We start from the raw sequence: 18,475 nt of genomic DNA on the forward strand, positions 1-18,475 counted from the left end.
AATTCTTTTTTTTATTTTTGTATAAAATCAAAATTTCAGGTGAACTATGGCAATTAATATGAAAGGGAAAGATCTTATTTCCATCAACGATTTAACAGTTGAGGAAATTTATCAAATATTCGACTTATCGAAGTCTTTGAAAGAAAAACAATTAACGGGCGAACCACATCGTCTATTGGAAGGAAAAACTTTAGGGATGATTTTTCATAAACGCTCGACAAGAACCAGGATATCGTTTGAAACAGGAATTTACCAATTGGGTGGACTGGGACTTTATTTTGGACCTGACGATCTGCAACTAGGCAAATCTGAAAATATCCACGATACTGCAAAAGTATTGTCGAGATATTTGAATGGTATAATGATCAGAACTTTTTCGCACGATGATGTTATCGAATTAGCAAAATATGCTGACATTCCAGTAATAAATGGATTGACAGATTTGCTTCATCCCTGCCAGGTATTGACGGATCTATTTACTATTCTTGAAAAGAAAAGAAAGCTGCAGGGTCTTAAACTGGCATATATCGGGGACGGAAACAATATGGCCCACTCTTTACTTCACGGCTGTTCAAAAGTAGGAATGGATATAGCTATTGCCTCGCCGTCGGGATATATGCCGAAAAAAGAAATTGTGGAGAATTCAAAGAAGAATGCCAATTATATGGGCAGTAAAATATTAATTACATCAGATCCAGTAGAAGCCGTTAAAGATGCCGATATTGTTTACACCGACGTATGGGCAAGTATGGGTCAGGAAGCCGAAGCAAATGAACGTCGTAAACATTTTGAAAAATATCAAGTCAATAATGAACTAATTAAATTCGCCAAAGATGATTATCTGTTTATGCATTGTCTGCCTGCTCACAGAGGTGATGAAGTAACTGATGAAGTCATTGACTCGCCTAATTCAGTTGTATTTGACGAAGCAGAAAACAGATTACATGTACAGAAAGCGATAATGGCACTTGTTATGTAATTTTGTATGAAATTGTTTTGATTTTATTCCTCTTTTTCTATAGATTTGTTGCCACAATTTAATAGCCTAAGGCAATTTAAATTTGGGCAGATAGCTCAGTCGGTAGAGCAAAGGACTGAAAATCCTTGTGTCGGCGGTTCGATTCCGTCTCTGCCCACATAAAAAAAGGATGAAAAAAAATCATCCTTTTTTCGTTTTAAAGGATAAGGCGGTTCGATGGAGTTTACCACGCCGCAGGCGTGGTCTCTGCCCACATAAAAAAAGGATGAAAAAAAATCATCCTTTTTTCGTTTTAAAGGATAAGGCGGTTCGATGGAGTTTACCGCGCCGCAGGCGTGGTCTCTGCCCACATAAAAAAAGGATGAAAAAAAATCATCCTTTTTTCGTTTTAAAGAATAAGGTGGTTTGATGGAGTTTACCACGCAGGCATCTGATATGGCTGTTCTAAACTACAAATGAATTTACATTGTCAAAAAAAGAAAATTGTGATCAAATCATAAGCATAAAATAACAATTGAATTATAAAATGTAAGTTGAACTTTTAGGGTGAATTTAATGTAAAGTGACAAGTATTTCTTATATTTCATCTGTTAAATTCATAAGATTATTATTAACAATGCAGAAACCACACGAAAGAATAAATGATATTTTATTAGGACCTTTAGAAAGACCAGCCCTAAAATGGTTAGCCTCCAAAATGCCAGCATTCGTAACCCCCGACAAGTTAACATTATTTGGATTGTTTGGATCCTTTTTGACAGGACTCAGTTATTATCTAACAAATTACAATAAGAATTATTTATGGCTGGCGAGTTTAGGACTTGTTATTAATTGGTTTGGTGATAGCCTGGATGGCACAGTAGCTCGTTTCCGGCATATCGAAAGACCACGCTACGGTTTTTTTATCGATCACACTCTCGATTCGGTAAGTATGATTTTCATTGCTTTTGGAATAGGTCTTTCGCCTTATGCTCATTTTGAATTTCTTTTAATTGCATTACTCAGTTATTTCCTTATGTCGATTCTCGTTTATATCAGAACATATATACAGGGCATCTTCAGATTGTCGTATTACAAAATAGGTCCCACCGAAGTAAGAGTGCTCATTATAATTTTGAATACAATTCTATATTATTTTGGAGCTTTCCCATTTTTATTGGGGAGAAGAATTATCACTATAATTGATTTAGCTGCACTTGTACTGGCTGTAGGTTTATTTATCATATACATTGCTTCTGTAATAATCGAGGGGCAAAAACTGAAAGATGAGGAAAAAAAATGAATTCGGAGCTGTCCAGAAAGTAAAAAGCTCGCTGAATAATTCGTGAAAATATGTGAAATTAATCTCCTTTTTCTTTGACGGAGATCATTTTTAGACAGCTCCGAACTTTTTAATCAAAATGCAGAAATTATTCCGAGACTAAACTGAGCAAACTCGTCTTTTATATTGTATGTACATTCACCAATTACTCTGACATTTCGATTTAACAAATGGCCAATACTAAGTGTAGCAGTTTTATAGTCGAGCGCATTCCATTCTGAATCGACCCAATTGAAAAGAGCCACACTGTACCATTTACTTTCGTCACCATTTGGACTATAAATTAATTCTGCCATTCCGCCTTTTGTTGCGATGTCTCTGTTGAAATAAGTGGCTTGTTTGTCATTCCGATATAGATACTGAAAATTTAATTCCAATTGATTTTCAAACGTCAGAGTAAAATCGGTTCCAAAGGAATAAAACTCATTTGTAAAATTATAACCAAAATCGTCTTCAATTTCGTCGTTACCATAATAACCAAATGCACCGAGCCTGAAACTGTTGTTTATATCCTGCGATATTCGCATAAAGAAATTTTTGTATTTGTCGTCATCGAATATTTTAAGATTATTTGCTTCGCCTATTCCATTGCCGTTAAGTATTTCCAGAATAATGTCGGTTCCTGTGGGAGCGCCGTAAGTAATCATTAATCCTCTATCGTAAGTTAAAGCCGATCTGGCGTAGGCGGGTTTGGCTTTGTATATTGTATAATCTTCGAGTGTCAGTCTCAATTCTCTTTTAAATAGTGGATCGGAAATCTGGAATTGTCCTAAATATATGTCGAGGTTGTATCCAAAAAGGTCGTTATACATCAAGAATGCATCTTCGATTCCTGCTATTTCACCTCTCTCGCTAAAAAAGAAATAGAAATAATAAGAAATCTTATTCGATAGTTCCCCGCCAGAAAGTAATTTTAATATGTAAGGTGCAGTAAAATCAAATTTATCCGAATTATTCATGTTGTAAGTTGTATAACCTTCCAGTCTTATAGCAAATGGTAATTCCCTGATCAGAAAGAGATCGTTGTCGCCAGTGTTGACGTAATATCGAGGGGCTTCTTCTTCGGATAATCTAAAACCATTACCTGCGAATTCGTCACCGTAAGGTTTCAATTTTGGAAAGGGCGCATGGCATGTTTGGCAACTCATTCTGTACTTTCTTGCAAAAGCAGGGATACCGTACATAAATTCAGCGGAAAAGAGGAGCAATAAAAAAAGAAAGAGTAATCTTTTCATTTTAATATTCCCGTTTTTATGGTAAAATTTCAATTTCGGTTGAGTGTCTGTTAACTTCCACAACTCTGGATTCTTCCTCCGGTACACCGAGAAAATCTGCTACCGGTTTAACCAGAAGCTGATAATTTAAAACTGCCGTAACTGTTAGTTTGCCCGGCGGTGCGTCATTTGGGATATTGAATGTAAATGTTTCAATTTTAGTCTCACGTGGGCCAATTCTGTAGTCTACTCCGAGTGAGGCGGTGTTCCACTGTTGAATTGTCATTCTGCCTTTAGGGTCGAAATAGGGCATTCTAAAAATTCTGTCACCTGATGGTATACCATCTCGTTCGACTCCTTTAAAGTCAGGAATGTTAAGCGCAATTCCCATATCCTGATAAGCCAGCGATTTGTCTGCAATAGTATATTCCTCTCCTTCAAATCCTTTTTTATCCACCGGTAAATGATAAACTTTCCCATTTGCGTCTACTGCTTCAACATGCAGCCATACGATTCGGTCTTCAACCGAGCCGGTTGGGAATTTATGACCTGTCTTTTGATTGAAAAGAGCTAAGGTAAATTTTACAGTTTCTCCAGGTTCAGCCTGGCGTGTATCGGGATTAATCCGTAATTCTATAACTCCGCGAATTTTGCCCGGGTCGTGAGCACCGTGGAAAAGATGAAGCTTGGCGTCTTTATAAGTAGGTCCCATAGATGCAGTTTTCATCTCACTCTTAGTCATATGGCAATCCTGACATTGTACGCCTTCTTTGTAATATGGTCCATCTTTCCATTCCAGTTGAGTTGATTTTACCCATACGTCATAAGGACTTTTTTCGTTGTGACAGATGCCGCAAAAATCACCGCTCTTATGGAGTTCTGTAATTTCGATTTCATGAACGGGTGAATCGACTGTATTTTTCCTTGATGTATATTTTATTTTACCCGGTTCGATTATGTAATTGAAATTATATGGCACATCTCCCGAATAGCCTTTTATACTATGGCAAACATCACATGACACCGATTCATTTGCACGTGAATTTTTTTCAGGCAATGGAGGTGGAGTATCCCCAACTACGTATGCAATTGGAGAATGGCAACCATTACAGCCCGCTTTTACTTCAGCTACTTTTTCGTCTTTCTCTGCATGGGGCACAGCCAATTTAAAATATTCAATTTCATCCCATTTATGTGTGTATGCCTGAGACATCATTGCCTGTTTCCATTGTTGATAAAAATCGTTGTGACACGAACGGCAGAATTCGGGATTCTTAAAATCTTCATAAGAAAATTTTTTCACTCCCGACTGAGCTTTTATTAATCCTACAATCAATAAAAATAAGATGAGTTTTTTCATGTTTCCCTCCGGATTTAATGAGAGGTTAATCTCTTGTTTAATTTAATTATCGCTTTTACCAGTGTCAAGGATTATTTTATCGATATAAATTTTGTTCTCTATTATGCAGAACTTATTTTTATATTGTTATCCTAAAAAGAATTTATGATAAAAATTATTCAGAGCAAATTATTTCAGAAATTTGAAAATATCGTCTTCGGATTTTCAACAAAAATAGGACTCGGAAGAAAAGGTCCATTTTATTTTAATCTGTCGTATAACGTAGGTGACGATGAAAAGGTCGTCAAAGAAAACAGGGATGCGTTTTTCGGAGCCTTAGGTATTGAACCTGAAAATGTAGCTTATCAAAGGCAAGTTCATTCGGACCATATTCTAATTGTTAACAAAGGTGGATTCGCAGGAGAATCCGACGCAATGATTACAACCAATACAAGAATTGCACTGGCTATCTCTTCGGCAGATTGTGTCCCGATTTTTATGTATGACAAAAAAAATAAAGTTATAGCAGGAATTCATTCAGGCTGGAGGGGTACAAAGGCAAATATTCTCGGTAAAACTCTCGATCTTTTAATAAATAAATTCAATACTCAGGTCGATTCACTCTTTGTATATATTGGTCCCTCAATATCGAAAGAAAATTATGAAGTCGGTCTGGATGTAGCATCTCAATTCGATGAAAAATATTTATCGAAAAACAATGGGAAATATTACCTGGATTTGCGACAAGTATGCCTCGATGTTTTGGTTGATTATCAAATTCGAGAATTGAACATCGAAGTTTATGAAGGTTGTACATTTAACGAAAAAGATTTGCTCCACTCTTACCGAAGAGACGGAAAAATGTCAGGGAGAGCTCTTGGCTTAATTTATATGAAGGAATAAAGTTTGGAAAATCTAAAGATTGTACTCGGTTACATAGTTATCTGTATAATTTGGGGCTCTACATGGCTGGCAATACGATTGGGGCTCGACTCGATAGATCCAATAATATCGGTTGGTATCCGTTTTCTGCTGGCTTCTGTGTTCATATTTGTCTTGATGAAAATTAATAATGTTGTTTTTCAAGTTGATAAAAAATCAGCAAAGATTTATTTAATGCTGGCAATCTTTTCTTTTATAATTCCGTTTGGACTAGTTTACTGGGCCGAGCAATTTATTCCCTCTGGACTTGCTTCCATACTCTTTGCAATAATGCCGTTTGGTGTAATTATTTTTTCTCGTTTAATGCTACCAAAAAATCGGATAAGCTTAAGTCAACTAACAGGAGTTGTTCTTGGATTTGTGGGCATTTTGATAATCTTTTCTGAAAACATCAATATCGAAATTACGAACTACTTTTGGGGTACAATTGCTGTGCTTGCCAGCTCGATGATGCAGGCTTTTATTGCTGTCGCTATGAAAAAATATGGTGAACATTTGCATCCGTTGTCGTTAAATTTTATACCTCTGTTGATTGCGGGAATTGTATTGATAACAGTTGCATTTATTTTCGAGAATCCAGCACATTGGATATTCGACGAAAAATCGATAGGCTCTATTTTATATCTTGCATTCTTCGGGACAGTAATCACTTTTACAACATATTACTGGCTATTAAAAAGGATGAATGTTGTAATTCTTTCACTGAGCGCTTTCATAACGCCGATAATTGCCGTTTTACTCGGATGGTTGATTCTGGATGAATATCTTTCGCAAAAAGTAATTATTGGTAGTTCTTTGGTGCTTATCGGTATATTATTTGCTAATTTTAAAGGGTTGATTAAATATTTTTATGTGAGAAGGAGCAAAGTTAATTTATGACGAATATCATACGACTGAAGAACGCGGTTTTTTATGCATATCACGGCGCATTAAAAGAAGAACAAAATATTGGAGGAAAGTTTGAAGCCGACGTTGATATTTATACCGATTTTTCAGAAGCTGCTGCAAGTGACGACTTGAAACTTACAATCAATTACGACGAAGTTTATAAATACATAAATAGCCTGGTTCATAAAAAAAAATTGTATTTAATTGAAACTCTGGCCACAATCATTGCTGATGGTTTATTGGAAAAATATCCTTCGATAAAAAAAATTGCCGTGCGTGTGAGAAAACACCACGTCCCGGTTGGTGGAGTTATTGATTACGTCGAAGCGGAGGTAATAAAGGAAAATGGTAGATAATATCTTTATCGGTCTCGGCTCGAATAAAGGTAATCGCCTTCAGTATCTGAGAGAAGCAGTAAAAAAAATCAAAGAGCACGAAAGTTGTAAAGTGCTTGCAGCATCTTCGGTCTATGAAAGTAAGCCTTATGGCAATCCTAATCAGGAGAATTTTTATAATGCGGTCATCGAAATCGACACGGGACTTGGAGTCATTGGATTGTTTGAATTTCTAAAAAGTATCGAAAAGGAATTGGGCAGAAAAGATGAAGGCATTAAATGGGGACCGCGCGAAATTGACCTCGATATTCTTTTCCTCAACACTCTGATTTACGACACGGGGAATATTACTATTCCACATCCCGAAGTCTTCAAAAGGGATTTTGTGATTGTTCCTCTTCTGGAAATTGCACCCGACTTTGTACCCCCCGGTCAAAAGAAAAAATTACGAGAAATTGATTTCTCAAATCTCGAGCGATATATTATTGGTAAACACGATTCAACTTTAATATAAGGCTTAGCAGTGCAGGATATCAGATATATTGCAATTGAAGGAGTTATCGGTGCGGGTAAGACAACACTTGCCAAAATGCTTGCCGAAAAACTCAATGCGAATCTTATTCTCGAAGAATTTCAGGAAAACCCTTTCCTCGAAAAATTCTACGAAGACCGTCATCGATATGCTTTCCAGACGCAAATGTTTTTTTTGGTAAACCGCTACAAACAGCAACAACAGCTCAATCAACAAGATTTATTTACCCGGTATATTGTTTCGGATTACATCTTCGATAAAGATAGAATATTTGCATATCTAAATTTGCAGGGTGAGGAATTAAAACTCTACGAGTCGATCTTCCCGTTATTAGAACGAGATATTCCGAAACCAGATTTGGTAATATTCCTGCAGGCGAGCATCGACCGCTTGATGCACAATATTAAAAAACGAGCCAGACCGATAGAAAAACACCTGACTCGAGCTTATATTGTCGAATTAGCCGAAGCTTACAACAATTTCTTTTTCAAATACAATCAAACTCCTCTACTAATTGTCAATACCTCAGAAATTGATTTTGTAAATAACGAAAGAGATTTCGACGAACTATATGAACAAATTTTCAGAGAAGATAGAGGATTTATCGAATATTTCAAACCGGAGGCGAGAAATAATGATTAATTTTTTAAGAATAATTATATGGATATTAATAGTATCGATAATTTACCGCCTGATTAAAACTGTCTATCGTGTGCTTACATCTGACAATGCAAAAGAAAATAATTCAGGAGGAGGAAAGAATTCAAAATATAAAATCAATAAAGAAGACGTAATAGAAGCAAAATTCGAAGAAATTAAACCGAAAGAAAACAGTAATCCCTGATGTCTCATCAAAAGAAAAATCCATTTGAATCATTCCTAAAAAAATATTTTTCGGCCGAAAGGCTGAACGATTATAATCTCGGCTTACCAAAAAAAATTTTGATTGTACGACAGCATAATCAACTTGGCGACATGCTGGCAAGTGTTTCTCTTTTCAGAGCAGTCAAAGAATCATTTCCCGAGTCGGAAGTAACATTGATTGCAAGCCCTGACAATTTTTACGCAGTAACAAAAAATAAATTCATCGACAGACTCTTTGTTTTTGACAAGAAAAAAATATTCAGTCCATTCTACCTTCTAAAATTATTCCGTGTTTTAAGAAAAAAATATGATATTGCAATTGTACCGGCTACTGTTGCAATATCGAAAACCAGTTGTATATTGGCTGCGTTTTCAAACAGTGGAATTAAGATAGGCCCTGCCTCTTTGAATGGTAAGGAAAATCATATTTCGTATTTATTTAATTATCGTATAGATCTCGATTGGCGTAAAAATCCCGACGCGCATGTTTCAGATTTTATTCTCGACATTCTCCGACCTTTCAGCATTTCGACGAATGAATTTAAATCTCACATTGAGTTTGATAAAAATGATATCGATAAAGCTGAGGAATTTACAAGAAAGCTTAAAGGGGAAAAACTGATCGGGTTTCATGTAGGAGCTGGCAAACCTCAAAACAGATGGCCAATGGAAAATTTTCTGGAACTAATTAAGTATATAAAAGAAAGGTTTAATGCACGAATTTATATTACCGGAAGCAGCGCCGATAAGCATGAAATTGATTTCCTTAAAAGTAATCTCAATTTCGAAGTGGGATATTTTATAAACAGAAGTATTCCTACGATTGCAGCTCTGATTTCAATGAGCGACCTTTTTATTACAAATGATACAGGAATAATGCATGTGGCCGGAGCTACCGATACACCTCAAATTTCTCTTTTCGGACCGACGAACCCCTTCAATTGGGCACCTCTGGGCAATAATAAATTTTTTTTACGAAAGTCCGATTTTGTTTCTGATATTAGAGTTGACGAAGTTATTACTCTGTGCAATTCAATTTTAAATACATCGGATAAAAACAATGATAAATAAAAATCTGGCGGCAATCGATATCGGTACAAATTCGTTTCACCTCATTGTAGTAAAAATTAAAAACAAAGGAAATTTTGAAATTATTGATCGGGAAAAAGAAGTTATCCGATTGGGTGAGGGTAGCAGTACGGATATTAAAAAAATATTACCGACTGCAATGAAGAGAGCTGTCGATTGTCTGGTGCGATTTAAGGAGATAGCAGTTTCGCATAATGCAATTATAAGAGCAGTTGCCACAAGCGCCGTTAGAGAGGCGCACAACAGCAATGAGTTTATTGAACTGGTAAGGGAAAAAACCGGAATCGAAATAGAAGTTGTAAGTGGACACGAAGAAGCACGTTTAATTTATCTGGGAGTTTTGAAAGCTCTCCCTATTTATAACAGCAGGACATTAGTCATAGACATTGGCGGCGGGAGCACTGAATTTGTTGTTGGTCTTAAAGGGCATATCGATTTCTCTGTTAGTATGAAATTGGGAGCGGTAAGGCTCTCCGAAAAGTTCTTCCCCGATTTTAAGCTTACTCCATCACGCATCGAAGCTTGCAGAAGATGGGTCGAAGGCGAAATTTATCCTGTGACAAATCAATTGAAACAATTTCGTCTTGAAAAAATTGTTGGTACATCGGGCACTATAATGTCATGTGGATTAATGATAAATGCTCAAAAGAAGAAATCGAACGATGTGACCATACTGAATAATTTTACTTTTACAAAAAGCGAGTTAAAAGATGTTATCGACGAAGTTTTATCCCACAGCACAACCGAAAAAAGAAAAAAAATAAAAGGGTTGGACGAAAAAAGAGCAGACATAATTCCAGCTGGTGTTATTATACTTGAGACCATATTCAAATTGCTCGAGATCAAAGAAATGACCATTTCCGGTTATGCGCTGCGTGAAGGAATCATTATTGATACCTTACAAAAAAGTGCTTCGGAAAAATCGAAACCAGTGCTCACGGATATTCGTAAAGAAGCTGTTATGCATCTTGCAGAAAAATGCGAATACGACAGGGAGCATTGCATCCACGTTTCGCAACTTGCTCTTCAGCTTTATGACGATCTTATGCCAATCCATAAACTTAAACCCGAATGCAGGGAGTTTCTCGAAGCCTCTGCAATTCTTCACGACGTCGGTTATCATATTGCGCACACAAATCACCACCATCATAGCTATTATATTATAAAGAACAGCGAGCTACTCGGCTTTTCGGAAAATGAAATCGATATAATAGCACATACGGCTCGTTATCACAGAAAAAGTCATCCCAAGCCAGGTCATCCTGAATTTATGAAGTTAAATGAACAAACCAGGACAATAATAAAAAAACTTGCGTCGATACTCAGGATTGCCGATTCGTTCGACAGGACACACAGGAAAATCGTAAAACAGTTAAATGCAGTGATTGAGCCGAAGAAGGTAAAAATTATTGTTAATCACAAAAAAGGGATTGAACCTGCTATCGAATTGTGGAATTTAGAACGCAGGAAAAATCTATTCGAGGAAGTTTTCGGTAAAAAGGTTTATACAGAATTGATAGAAGAGTGAACAGAGAGTTATCTTTTTTTGCATTATAATAAATCACTTCATTATATTTGATTATAATTTTTCGAGAATTTCCAGATAATGAGACCTACTGTTTATATTAAAGATTTAGGAAAGCACGTCGGCGAAGAAGTCAGCTTAAAAGGCTGGCTCTACCACAAACGCTCAAGCGGAAAAATTAAATTCCTTATAATGAGAGACGGCTCGGGTTACCTCCAGTGCGTCGTTTTTAAAGGGAACGTTTCTCCCGAAATTTTTGATTTAGCCGACAGAATCACACAAGAATCCTCTTTCGAAGTTAAAGGCACAATAAGAGAGGACAAACGTGCTATCGGTGGTTATGAACTCGATGTCACCGATCTGAAATTGATTTCAATGTCCCAGGAGTATCCGATAACCCCAAAAGAACACGGTATCGAATTTTTGATCGACAATCGTCATTTGTGGGTAAGATCAAAAAAGCAGGTAGCAATTCTTAAAATAAGGCATCGGATTGTTAAAGCCATTCGCGATTTTTTCGATTCACGTGGATTTACACTTTTTGACGCTCCAATTATTACTCCAAATGCGTGCGAAGGCACTTCTACTCTCTTTGAAATGGATTATTTTGACCTAGGGAAAGCCTACCTGACACAATCCGGTCAGCTTTATGCTGAAAGTGGTGCTATGGCTCTGGGAAAAGTTTATACTTTTGGTCCAACATTCAGAGCCGAAAAATCGAAAACTCGAAGACACCTCACCGAGTTCTGGATGGTTGAGCCCGAAATGGCTTTTTATGATTTGAACGATAATATGGATCTTGCAGAGGAATTTTTAGAGTATATTGTGCAGACTGTCCTTGAAGAAAGGAAAGAAGAACTCAAAGAACTCGAGCGCGATACCTCCCGATTAGAAAAAGTAATACGTCCTTTCCCGAGAATTACTTACGACGAAGCAGTTGAAATTCTTAAGAAGAACGGCGTCGATTTCAAGTGGGGAGACGATTTCGGAGGTGCTGACGAAACTATTATTTCAGAACAGTTCGATCGACCTGTCATGGTTCACCGCTATCCGGCTGAAGTAAAAGCATTTTATATGAAAAGAGATCCTGAAAATCCTAAACTTGCTCTTGCTGTCGATGTACTTGCACCTGAAGGATACGGGGAAATTATTGGTGGTAGCCAGAGAGAGGACGATTACGATACGCTTATTTCCAGAATAAAAGAACATAATCTACCACAAGAATATTTCGAGTGGTATCTCGACCTGCGCCGATACGGTTCGGTTCCTCATTCAGGATTTGGACTTGGATTAGAAAGAACCGTTAGCTGGATCTGCGGACTTGAGCATTTACGAGAAGCAATACCATTTCCCAGAATGATATACAGGAATACACCTTAAATGGAATTAGCTCTTTTTATAATTCTGGCGTTGATAGCGTCAGTCTCATCAATAATGATGATTACAAGAAGGAATGCGGTAATAAGCGCTCTCTTTCTTGTTCTCAACTTCTTTGCGCTGGCAGGGCTCTATTTATTGCTCAATGCTCAGTTTATTGCTGTCGCCCAGATTATCGTTTATGCCGGTGCTATTATGGTGCTTTTCCTTTTTGTTATAATGCTGTTGCGTACGGATAGCGAAGCCAAAATTTTCAGCGAAAAAAAAATATTGAAGTATTTTGCAATTGGAATTTCGATTTTCGTTTTTCTTCAGGTAGCATATATAATTTTTTATGGAGCTCCATCAAGAAGCATATCACCTGACTTAATGAAAAGTGTAGAAATTGGAACAATCCAATCAATCGGAAGAGAACTTTATACCAATTACATAATTCCGTTTGAAGTTGCGGGCTTCCTATTGCTGGCTGCTACCATCGGAGCGCTGATTCTGGCTAAGAAAAAACTTGAATAAATTCCTGTGGAGTAGGTAAAATGTCAAATATACCAATGGAGTACTACCTTGTACTAAGTGCATTTATGTTTACTGTAGGTGTAACAGGTGTACTTTTGAGGAGAAATGCCATTGTTGTTTTTATGTCGATTGAATTAATGCTCAATTCAGCAAATCTGGCATTGGTTACTTTCTCATCGTATTTGGGAAATCCTGCAGGACAGGTATTTGTTTTTTTTGTGATGACAGTGGCAGCCGCAGAAGCAGCCGTCGGACTTGCAATTATTATTGCAATCTTCCGTAATAAACTTACGGTCAATATAGACGAAATCAATATTTTCAAATGGTAAGGTATTAATGATCGACTTAATCTATTTAACTGTTGTATTTCCGTTGCTCGGGTTTTTGATTAACGGACTGTTCGGCAGAAAGATTAAAAATGAAAAAATAATCGGTATAATTGGCAGCGGCACCGTAGGAATTAGTTTCCTTATAACAGTTCTCGCTTTTATTGAAACGATCGGCTTGCCTGCAGAAGAGAGGTCGAAAACAATTGAATTATTTACGTGGATTTCTGTTGCAGGTCTAAAAATTAATGCGGCTTATCTGATCGACCAGCTTTCTCTTACAATGGCTTTGATTGTAACCGGTGTCGGATTTTTGATTCATGTCTATTCGATCGGTTACATGCATGGTGATAAAGGCTTCTGGCGTTTCTTCTCTTATTTGAACCTATTCATCTTTGCTATGATGAATTTAGTCCTTGCGGATAATTTTGTGCTTTTGTTTCTTGGATGGGAAGGAGTAGGCCTTTGTTCTTATTTGCTAATTGGATTTTGGTACGACAGGAAATTCGAGAAAGGAACTACTGCCGAAGCTGCTAAAAAGGCATTTGTGGTTAACAGGATTGGAGACTTTGGTTTCTTGCTCGGCATGTTTTTGATTTTCTCTACATTCGATTCGCTGGTATTTAACGAAGTTTTTAGCAAAGCCGCCTCATTGCCAGTATCAGAAACGACATTTAGTTTGATCGCATTATTTTTATTTATCGGGGCAACGGGTAAATCTGCTCAAATACCTCTCTACGTATGGCTTCCAGATGCAATGGCAGGTCCAACACCGGTATCAGCATTGATACATGCAGCTACGATGGTTACTGCGGGTGTCTATATGGTATCTCGTGTCTCAGTTATATTTGCATCAGCTCCTGGTGTAATGACTGTTGTTGCTGTAATTGGACTGATTACTGCAATTTTTGCGGCAACAATTGGATTGGTACAAAACGACATTAAAAAGGTATTGGCATATTCGACGGTCAGCCAACTAGGGTATATGTTTCTTGGTGCAGGTGTTGGTGCTTTTGGTGCTTCGATATTCCATGTCATGACCCATGCATTCTTCAAAGCTCTCTTATTTCTCGGCGCCGGATCTGTGATTCATGGAATGCACGAGCAGCAGGACATTCGCCATTACGGCGGATTAAAAAAATATATGCCGAGAACATATATAACGTTTTTGATTGCAGCGCTGGCAATTTCGGGCTTTCCCGGATTTTCTGGTTTCTTCAGCAAAGATGAAATTCTCTGGTATTCATATGCCAATGGCGGTTTATTCTACTGGATTGTCGGCGCAATTACTGCAATGTTGACGGCATTTTATATTTTCAGACTTTTCTCGTTGACTTTTTTAGGAAAAGAAAGATTCAATCACCACGAAGTGCATCCTCACGAATCACCAGCTGTAATGACGGTTCCTTTAATTATTCTGGCTTTTTTATCGGTGGTGGGAGGTTATGTTGGAATACCGGAAGTATTTTCAGGTGAGCACGGAAATCTTTTCGAAATATGGCTTGAGCCGGTATACCAGCCTGCCCTCGAAAAATTATCGATTTACGGTTTTCATACGCATTTCGAAGAAATAATGCTAATGGCTCTATCTATAGCACTTGCATTGACAGGAATTTATTTAGCATTACATATTTATACGAAGAAACCCGAAATTGCTCAAAAACTCTCTGAAAAGTTTGCCGCTCTTTATAGAATTTTATTGAATAAATACTATGTGGATGAATTGTACGAAGCTGCTGTAGTTCAGCCAATTCAAAAAGGTTCAGAAAAATTTCTTTGGAAATTTACAGATGCAGCTGTAATAGATGGACTCGTAAACGGAACAGCGCGTGTAATAGGTGGCATATCGGGAGTAATCAGAAAAGTTCAAAACGGCTTCGTCCAATTCTACGCTTTTATCATGATGATTGGTATTGCCATAGCGCTCCTATGGCTTATTATGAGTTTATAAATAACACGATATAGATTATGGAATCCAGTTATATATTAACATATTTATTGTTCACCCCGATTGTCGGCAGCATCATTGTCCTCTTTTTCAACAAGGAAAATGAGAAATTAATTAGATGGACAGGATTGATTGTCTCTTTGATTACATTTCTTATTTCTCTTTCAATTTATGCTGGATTCGACTCTACTAATTCGGGATTCCAATTTACTTACCAATCAGTTTGGATTGAAAGTTTAAACGTCAGTTATTTTGTCGGAGTTGACGGAATTTCATTAATACTTGTATTATTGACCACGTTTTTGACACCATTGACTTTGCTTTCTACATGGAAAGCTATTGAAAAGAATGTTAAGATGTTTACTTTCTCCATGCTGTTTCTCGAAGCAGGAATGATAGGAGTGTTCATTTCGATCGACTTATTTCTGTTTTATATTTTCTGGGAAGCGATGCTTATACCGATGTATTTTATTATTGGAATATGGGGAGGAGAGAGAAGAATATACGCTTCCGTGAAATTTTTCCTTTATACGATGTTCGGAAGTTTATTAATGCTTGTTGCTATTATATGGCTGGCTGTTTACGCTGCCAATCAAACGGGCACTTTTACAACCAATCTGCTCGAGCTTTATAAAGTTGCTCCGACTATAGCGAGAGATATTCAAAACTGGATGTTTCTGGCTTTCTTCTTAAGTTTTGCAATTAAAGTCCCATTGTTCCCTTTACACACTTGGCTGCCTGATGCGCACGTTGAAGCTCCCACCGCAGGTTCCGTAATTCTGGCAGGTGTTCTTTTGAAAATGGGTACATACGGGTTGGTACGTTTTAATTTGCCTTTATTCCCGCAATCGGCAATAGAATACGCTCCGATTATATCGATACTTGCGGTAATTGGTATAATTTACGGAGCTCTGGTTGCGATGGTACAACCGGATATGAAAAAATTGGTGGCATATTCATCGGTGTCTCATCTTGGATTTGTTGTACTTGGAATTTTTGCATTCAATGCTGAAGCGCTACAGGGTGCTGTAATTCAAATGATCAATCACGGACTTTCAACCGGCGCCTTATTCTTGCTGGTCGGCGCTATTTACGAACGAACTCATAGACGAGATATTGCATACTATGGTGGAATTGCTAAAATAGTACCTCTCTATTCTACTATATTAATGATCGTTTCACTTTCTTCGATCGGGTTGCCAGGTTTAAATGGATTCATTGGTGAATTCCTGATTTTACTCGGAGCCTTTAAGTCTGGTGTACTCAATAGTTGGTGGTACGTTGTTTTTGCAGCTACTGGAGTTATTTTTGCAGCGGTCTATTTATTATGGATGTATCAAAGAGTTGTTTTCGGTGAAGTAAAAAATCCAGCTTTGAAAGAACAGCTTACTGACTTAACACAACGTGAGATGATCGTATTAATACCTATTCTCATTTTTATCGTATGGATTGGGGTTTATCCTTCAACTTTTTTAAATATGACTCAGATTTCGGTTGATTCAGTATTGAGACAGATTTCAGAGTATACGTCATTAATTAAATAATGAAAAGATGAAAAAATTATTTTTGTTACCACTTCTTTTATCGAAAGATATTTTTGCTTCGGATGCGGAAGTGTCTCATGCCTTGCCCAATCCATGGATGGTTATTCCGTTTATTGTTCTGTTGATCATGATTGCAACAGGTCCTCTTTTTTATCATCACTTCTGGGAAAAAAATTATCCTAAAATTGCAATCGGACTGGGAAGTATTACTACATTTTATTATTTAGTTTTATTAAATGATACTCATTCCTTATTGCATACAGCTGCCGAGTATATTTCTTTTATTGCTCTACTCTCATCGTTGTTTGTAGCCTCAGGTGGTATACATATAAAAATTGACAGAAAATCAACACCGATACTCAATATTATTTTGCTTCTATTTGGCTCAGTTATTGCAAATATAATAGGAACCACAGGCGCATCAATGCTATTGATACGTCCGTACATTCGCATTAACAAAAACAGAATTAAACCTTATCACATAATTTTCTTTATTTTTTCTGTAAGTAATATTGGCGGTGCATTAACTCCAATTGGCGATCCACCATTGTTCCTTGGATTTTTAAGAGGTGTCGATTTCTTCTGGTTCATTGTACATATCTGGTACTTATGGTTACCCACATTAATTGTTTTGATGGCAATATTTTATATAATTGATTCAAGGAATAAAGCTGCGGAGACTGACACTGAATATACTGGTAAGATAGAAATCAAAGGCACAAAAAATCTAATCTATTTATTGGTAATTTTAATTTCGGTATTTATCGATCCTAAAATTTTTAATTGGGTGCCTTCGTTGGCTCCTTTACCGATTGGTATACGAGAAATCATAATGTTTACAATTGTTTATCTTTCGTACAAAAAAGCGGATAAAGAAATACTCGAAAAGAATGAATTTAATTTCGAACCGATCAGGGAAGTGGCTTATCTTTTCATCGGAATTTTTGCCACTATGATACCTGCGCTTCAATTAATTTCTTACGAAGCTAAATTGTATGGCGAGCAATTAAACGCTGGAATATTTTACTGGGCTACTGGTTCGCTATCAGCGTTCCTTGATAATGCTCCCACGTTTTTGAATTTCCTTAGTGCCGCGCTGGGCAAGTATGGCCTGGATGTAACAATAAAACAACACGTGAGCGAGTTTGCCTGGTCGCATCCCTTGTATTTGCAGGCAATCTCTGTTGCGGCCGTATTTTTTGGTGCAATGACTTATATTGGCAACGGTCCAAACTTCATGGTTAAATCGATCTGCGAAAGAGCAGGCATTAAAATGCCCAGTTTCTTTGGATATTTAATTAAATATTCAATTCCGATTTTGTTACCATTATTTACAATTTTATGGTTAATTGCTTATTATGGTCGAGGTTAAAATGAGAACATTAGATGAGGTCTTGAAAAATAATATCAATGGGCTTCATTATGGTAACAGAGTGCTTCTTCCCTTCAAAGCAGACATTCTTAAAGCAGTTGTAGAAAACGATATTATAATGGACTTCAGCCATCAAAGAAAAGAAGCATGCTACAATAAGCATGATTATTTTACTGAAATTTATTTTTTTGAATATCCAAGTCTCGAAGAAGTGGTCACAGAATTTGAAACTATTAAATTAGTTGTTGTTGAGGATGGTAAAGATATTTTTGATTTTCAGAATCACAGAAAATTAGTTTTGCACATAAAAGAAAATCATAAATTAATTATTGAAGAAACCAACGAAGACATTTTGTTTATAGAGTAA

Annotated in this window: 19 protein-coding genes and 1 tRNA gene; 18 read left to right on the top strand and 2 right to left on the bottom strand. The window is 36.9% G+C overall.

The window, feature by feature from the left end; all coding sequences use genetic code 11:
• Positions 1–46: 46 nt before the first annotated feature.
• The 3 genes from argF (at position 47) to ACSSV9_RS12320 (ending at position 2,261) form a co-directional block, all read left to right on the top strand.
• On the top strand, positions 47–979 hold the full coding sequence (gene argF, locus ACSSV9_RS12310) for an ornithine carbamoyltransferase (protein ID WP_437347551.1): 933 nt from the start codon (positions 47–49) through the stop codon (positions 977–979).
• A gap of 84 nt (positions 980–1,063) precedes the next feature.
• A tRNA-Phe gene (locus ACSSV9_RS12315) sits at positions 1,064–1,136 on the top strand.
• A gap of 540 nt (positions 1,137–1,676) precedes the next feature.
• The gene (locus ACSSV9_RS12320; protein WP_437347552.1) at positions 1,677–2,261 is read left to right on the top strand and encodes a CDP-alcohol phosphatidyltransferase family protein; all 585 of its coding nucleotides are present in this window, start codon (positions 1,677–1,679) and stop codon (positions 2,259–2,261) included.
• Between the two features lie 113 nt (positions 2,262–2,374).
• On the opposite strand, the gene ACSSV9_RS12325 is transcribed toward ACSSV9_RS12320, so the two are convergent.
• Positions 2,375–3,535 carry a hypothetical protein gene (locus ACSSV9_RS12325; RefSeq protein WP_437347553.1) on the bottom strand — a complete coding sequence of 387 codons (1,161 nt, stop codon included), beginning with the start codon at positions 3,533–3,535 and terminating at the stop codon, positions 2,375–2,377.
• A gap of 16 nt (positions 3,536–3,551) precedes the next feature.
• The gene (locus ACSSV9_RS12330) at positions 3,552–4,874 is read right to left on the bottom strand and encodes a multiheme c-type cytochrome (RefSeq protein ID WP_437347554.1); all 1,323 of its coding nucleotides are present in this window, start codon (positions 4,872–4,874) and stop codon (positions 3,552–3,554) included.
• Positions 4,875–5,018: 144 nt separating this feature from the next.
• On the opposite strand from ACSSV9_RS12330, the gene pgeF reads away from it, so the two are divergent.
• From pgeF to ACSSV9_RS12405, 15 genes are all read left to right on the top strand, one after another.
• Entirely contained in the window at positions 5,019–5,756 is a 738-nt protein-coding gene (gene pgeF, locus ACSSV9_RS12335; RefSeq protein ID WP_437347555.1) for a peptidoglycan editing factor PgeF, read from the top strand.
• 3 nt (positions 5,757–5,759) lie between these two features.
• Complete coding sequence (locus ACSSV9_RS12340) at positions 5,760–6,674, top strand: DMT family transporter (RefSeq protein WP_437347556.1); 915 nt, start codon at positions 5,760–5,762, stop codon at positions 6,672–6,674.
• The gene (gene folB / locus ACSSV9_RS12345) at positions 6,671–7,039 is read left to right on the top strand and encodes a dihydroneopterin aldolase (protein WP_437347557.1); all 369 of its coding nucleotides are present in this window, start codon (positions 6,671–6,673) and stop codon (positions 7,037–7,039) included. The genes ACSSV9_RS12340 and folB overlap by 4 nt, the downstream gene beginning before the upstream one ends.
• Positions 7,029–7,532, top strand: a complete 504-nt coding sequence (folK, locus tag ACSSV9_RS12350) for a 2-amino-4-hydroxy-6-hydroxymethyldihydropteridine diphosphokinase (protein WP_437347558.1) — start codon at positions 7,029–7,031, stop codon at positions 7,530–7,532. Before folB ends, folK begins: the two co-directional genes overlap by 11 nt.
• A gap of 9 nt (positions 7,533–7,541) precedes the next feature.
• Positions 7,542–8,192, top strand: coding sequence for a deoxynucleoside kinase (locus tag ACSSV9_RS12355; protein ID WP_437347559.1), 651 nt, complete (start codon positions 7,542–7,544; stop codon positions 8,190–8,192).
• On the top strand, positions 8,185–8,394 hold the full coding sequence (locus ACSSV9_RS12360; RefSeq protein WP_437347560.1) for a hypothetical protein: 210 nt from the start codon (positions 8,185–8,187) through the stop codon (positions 8,392–8,394). The genes ACSSV9_RS12355 and ACSSV9_RS12360 overlap by 8 nt, the downstream gene beginning before the upstream one ends.
• On the top strand, positions 8,394–9,485 hold the full coding sequence (locus tag ACSSV9_RS12365) for a glycosyltransferase family 9 protein (RefSeq protein WP_437347561.1): 1,092 nt from the start codon (positions 8,394–8,396) through the stop codon (positions 9,483–9,485). The genes ACSSV9_RS12360 and ACSSV9_RS12365 overlap by 1 nt, the downstream gene beginning before the upstream one ends.
• Positions 9,475–11,031 (top strand): Ppx/GppA phosphatase family protein, encoded by a 1,557-nt coding sequence (locus tag ACSSV9_RS12370; protein ID WP_437347562.1) that lies wholly within the window; start codon positions 9,475–9,477, stop codon positions 11,029–11,031. Before ACSSV9_RS12365 ends, ACSSV9_RS12370 begins: the two co-directional genes overlap by 11 nt.
• A 78-nt stretch (positions 11,032–11,109) precedes the next feature.
• On the top strand, positions 11,110–12,408 hold the full coding sequence (gene asnS / locus ACSSV9_RS12375) for an asparagine--tRNA ligase (protein WP_437347563.1): 1,299 nt from the start codon (positions 11,110–11,112) through the stop codon (positions 12,406–12,408).
• A complete protein-coding gene (locus tag ACSSV9_RS12380; RefSeq protein WP_437347564.1) occupies positions 12,409–12,918 on the top strand; it encodes an NADH-quinone oxidoreductase subunit J in 510 nt (169 codons plus the stop codon). It begins immediately after the preceding gene.
• Positions 12,919–12,938: 20 nt separating this feature from the next.
• Positions 12,939–13,247 carry an NADH-quinone oxidoreductase subunit NuoK gene (nuoK, locus tag ACSSV9_RS12385; protein ID WP_437347565.1) on the top strand — a complete coding sequence of 103 codons (309 nt, stop codon included), beginning with the start codon at positions 12,939–12,941 and terminating at the stop codon, positions 13,245–13,247.
• 7 nt (positions 13,248–13,254) lie between these two features.
• Positions 13,255–15,195 (top strand): NADH-quinone oxidoreductase subunit L, encoded by a 1,941-nt coding sequence (gene nuoL / locus ACSSV9_RS12390; protein ID WP_437347566.1) that lies wholly within the window; start codon positions 13,255–13,257, stop codon positions 15,193–15,195.
• A 17-nt stretch (positions 15,196–15,212) separates the two neighbouring features.
• Positions 15,213–16,736, top strand: coding sequence for an NADH-quinone oxidoreductase subunit M (locus ACSSV9_RS12395; RefSeq protein WP_437347567.1), 1,524 nt, complete (start codon positions 15,213–15,215; stop codon positions 16,734–16,736).
• 7 nt (positions 16,737–16,743) lie between these two features.
• The gene (locus ACSSV9_RS12400; RefSeq protein ID WP_437347568.1) at positions 16,744–18,108 is read left to right on the top strand and encodes a sodium:proton antiporter; all 1,365 of its coding nucleotides are present in this window, start codon (positions 16,744–16,746) and stop codon (positions 18,106–18,108) included.
• 1 nt (position 18,109) lies between these two features.
• Positions 18,110–18,475, top strand: a complete 366-nt coding sequence (locus ACSSV9_RS12405; RefSeq protein WP_437347569.1) for a hypothetical protein — start codon at positions 18,110–18,112, stop codon at positions 18,473–18,475.

This window comes from Melioribacter sulfuriphilus (assembly GCF_051488685.1).
Taxonomy (GTDB): domain Bacteria; phylum Bacteroidota; class Ignavibacteria; order Ignavibacteriales; family Melioribacteraceae; genus Melioribacter.

What these genes read in the sequence shown, in the direction of transcription:
- ACSSV9_RS12405 (WP_437347569.1), top strand. Translation starts at nt 18,110, where the DNA reads ATGAGAACATTAGATGAGGTCTTGAAAAATAATATCAATGGGCTTCAT.
- ACSSV9_RS12320 (WP_437347552.1), top strand. Translation starts at nt 1,677, where the DNA reads ATGCCAGCATTCGTAACCCCCGACAAGTTAACATTATTTGGATTGTTT.
- nuoL (WP_437347566.1), top strand. Translation starts at nt 13,255, where the DNA reads ATGATCGACTTAATCTATTTAACTGTTGTATTTCCGTTGCTCGGGTTT.
- ACSSV9_RS12360 (WP_437347560.1), top strand. Translation starts at nt 8,185, where the DNA reads ATGATTAATTTTTTAAGAATAATTATATGGATATTAATAGTATCGATA.
- ACSSV9_RS12395 (WP_437347567.1), top strand. Translation starts at nt 15,213, where the DNA reads ATGGAATCCAGTTATATATTAACATATTTATTGTTCACCCCGATTGTC.
- argF (WP_437347551.1), top strand. Translation starts at nt 47, where the DNA reads ATGGCAATTAATATGAAAGGGAAAGATCTTATTTCCATCAACGATTTA.
- ACSSV9_RS12400 (WP_437347568.1), top strand. Translation starts at nt 16,744, where the DNA reads ATGAAAAAATTATTTTTGTTACCACTTCTTTTATCGAAAGATATTTTT.
- ACSSV9_RS12330 (WP_437347554.1), bottom strand. Translation starts at nt 4,874, where the DNA reads ATGAAAAAACTCATCTTATTTTTATTGATTGTAGGATTAATAAAAGCT.
- ACSSV9_RS12370 (WP_437347562.1), top strand. Translation starts at nt 9,475, where the DNA reads ATGATAAATAAAAATCTGGCGGCAATCGATATCGGTACAAATTCGTTT.
- asnS (WP_437347563.1), top strand. Translation starts at nt 11,110, where the DNA reads ATGAGACCTACTGTTTATATTAAAGATTTAGGAAAGCACGTCGGCGAA.
- folB (WP_437347557.1), top strand. Translation starts at nt 6,671, where the DNA reads ATGACGAATATCATACGACTGAAGAACGCGGTTTTTTATGCATATCAC.
- ACSSV9_RS12380 (WP_437347564.1), top strand. Translation starts at nt 12,409, where the DNA reads ATGGAATTAGCTCTTTTTATAATTCTGGCGTTGATAGCGTCAGTCTCA.
- ACSSV9_RS12365 (WP_437347561.1), top strand. Translation starts at nt 8,394, where the DNA reads ATGTCTCATCAAAAGAAAAATCCATTTGAATCATTCCTAAAAAAATAT.
- pgeF (WP_437347555.1), top strand. Translation starts at nt 5,019, where the DNA reads ATGATAAAAATTATTCAGAGCAAATTATTTCAGAAATTTGAAAATATC.
- nuoK (WP_437347565.1), top strand. Translation starts at nt 12,939, where the DNA reads ATGTCAAATATACCAATGGAGTACTACCTTGTACTAAGTGCATTTATG.
- ACSSV9_RS12325 (WP_437347553.1), bottom strand. Translation starts at nt 3,535, where the DNA reads ATGAAAAGATTACTCTTTCTTTTTTTATTGCTCCTCTTTTCCGCTGAA.
- folK (WP_437347558.1), top strand. Translation starts at nt 7,029, where the DNA reads ATGGTAGATAATATCTTTATCGGTCTCGGCTCGAATAAAGGTAATCGC.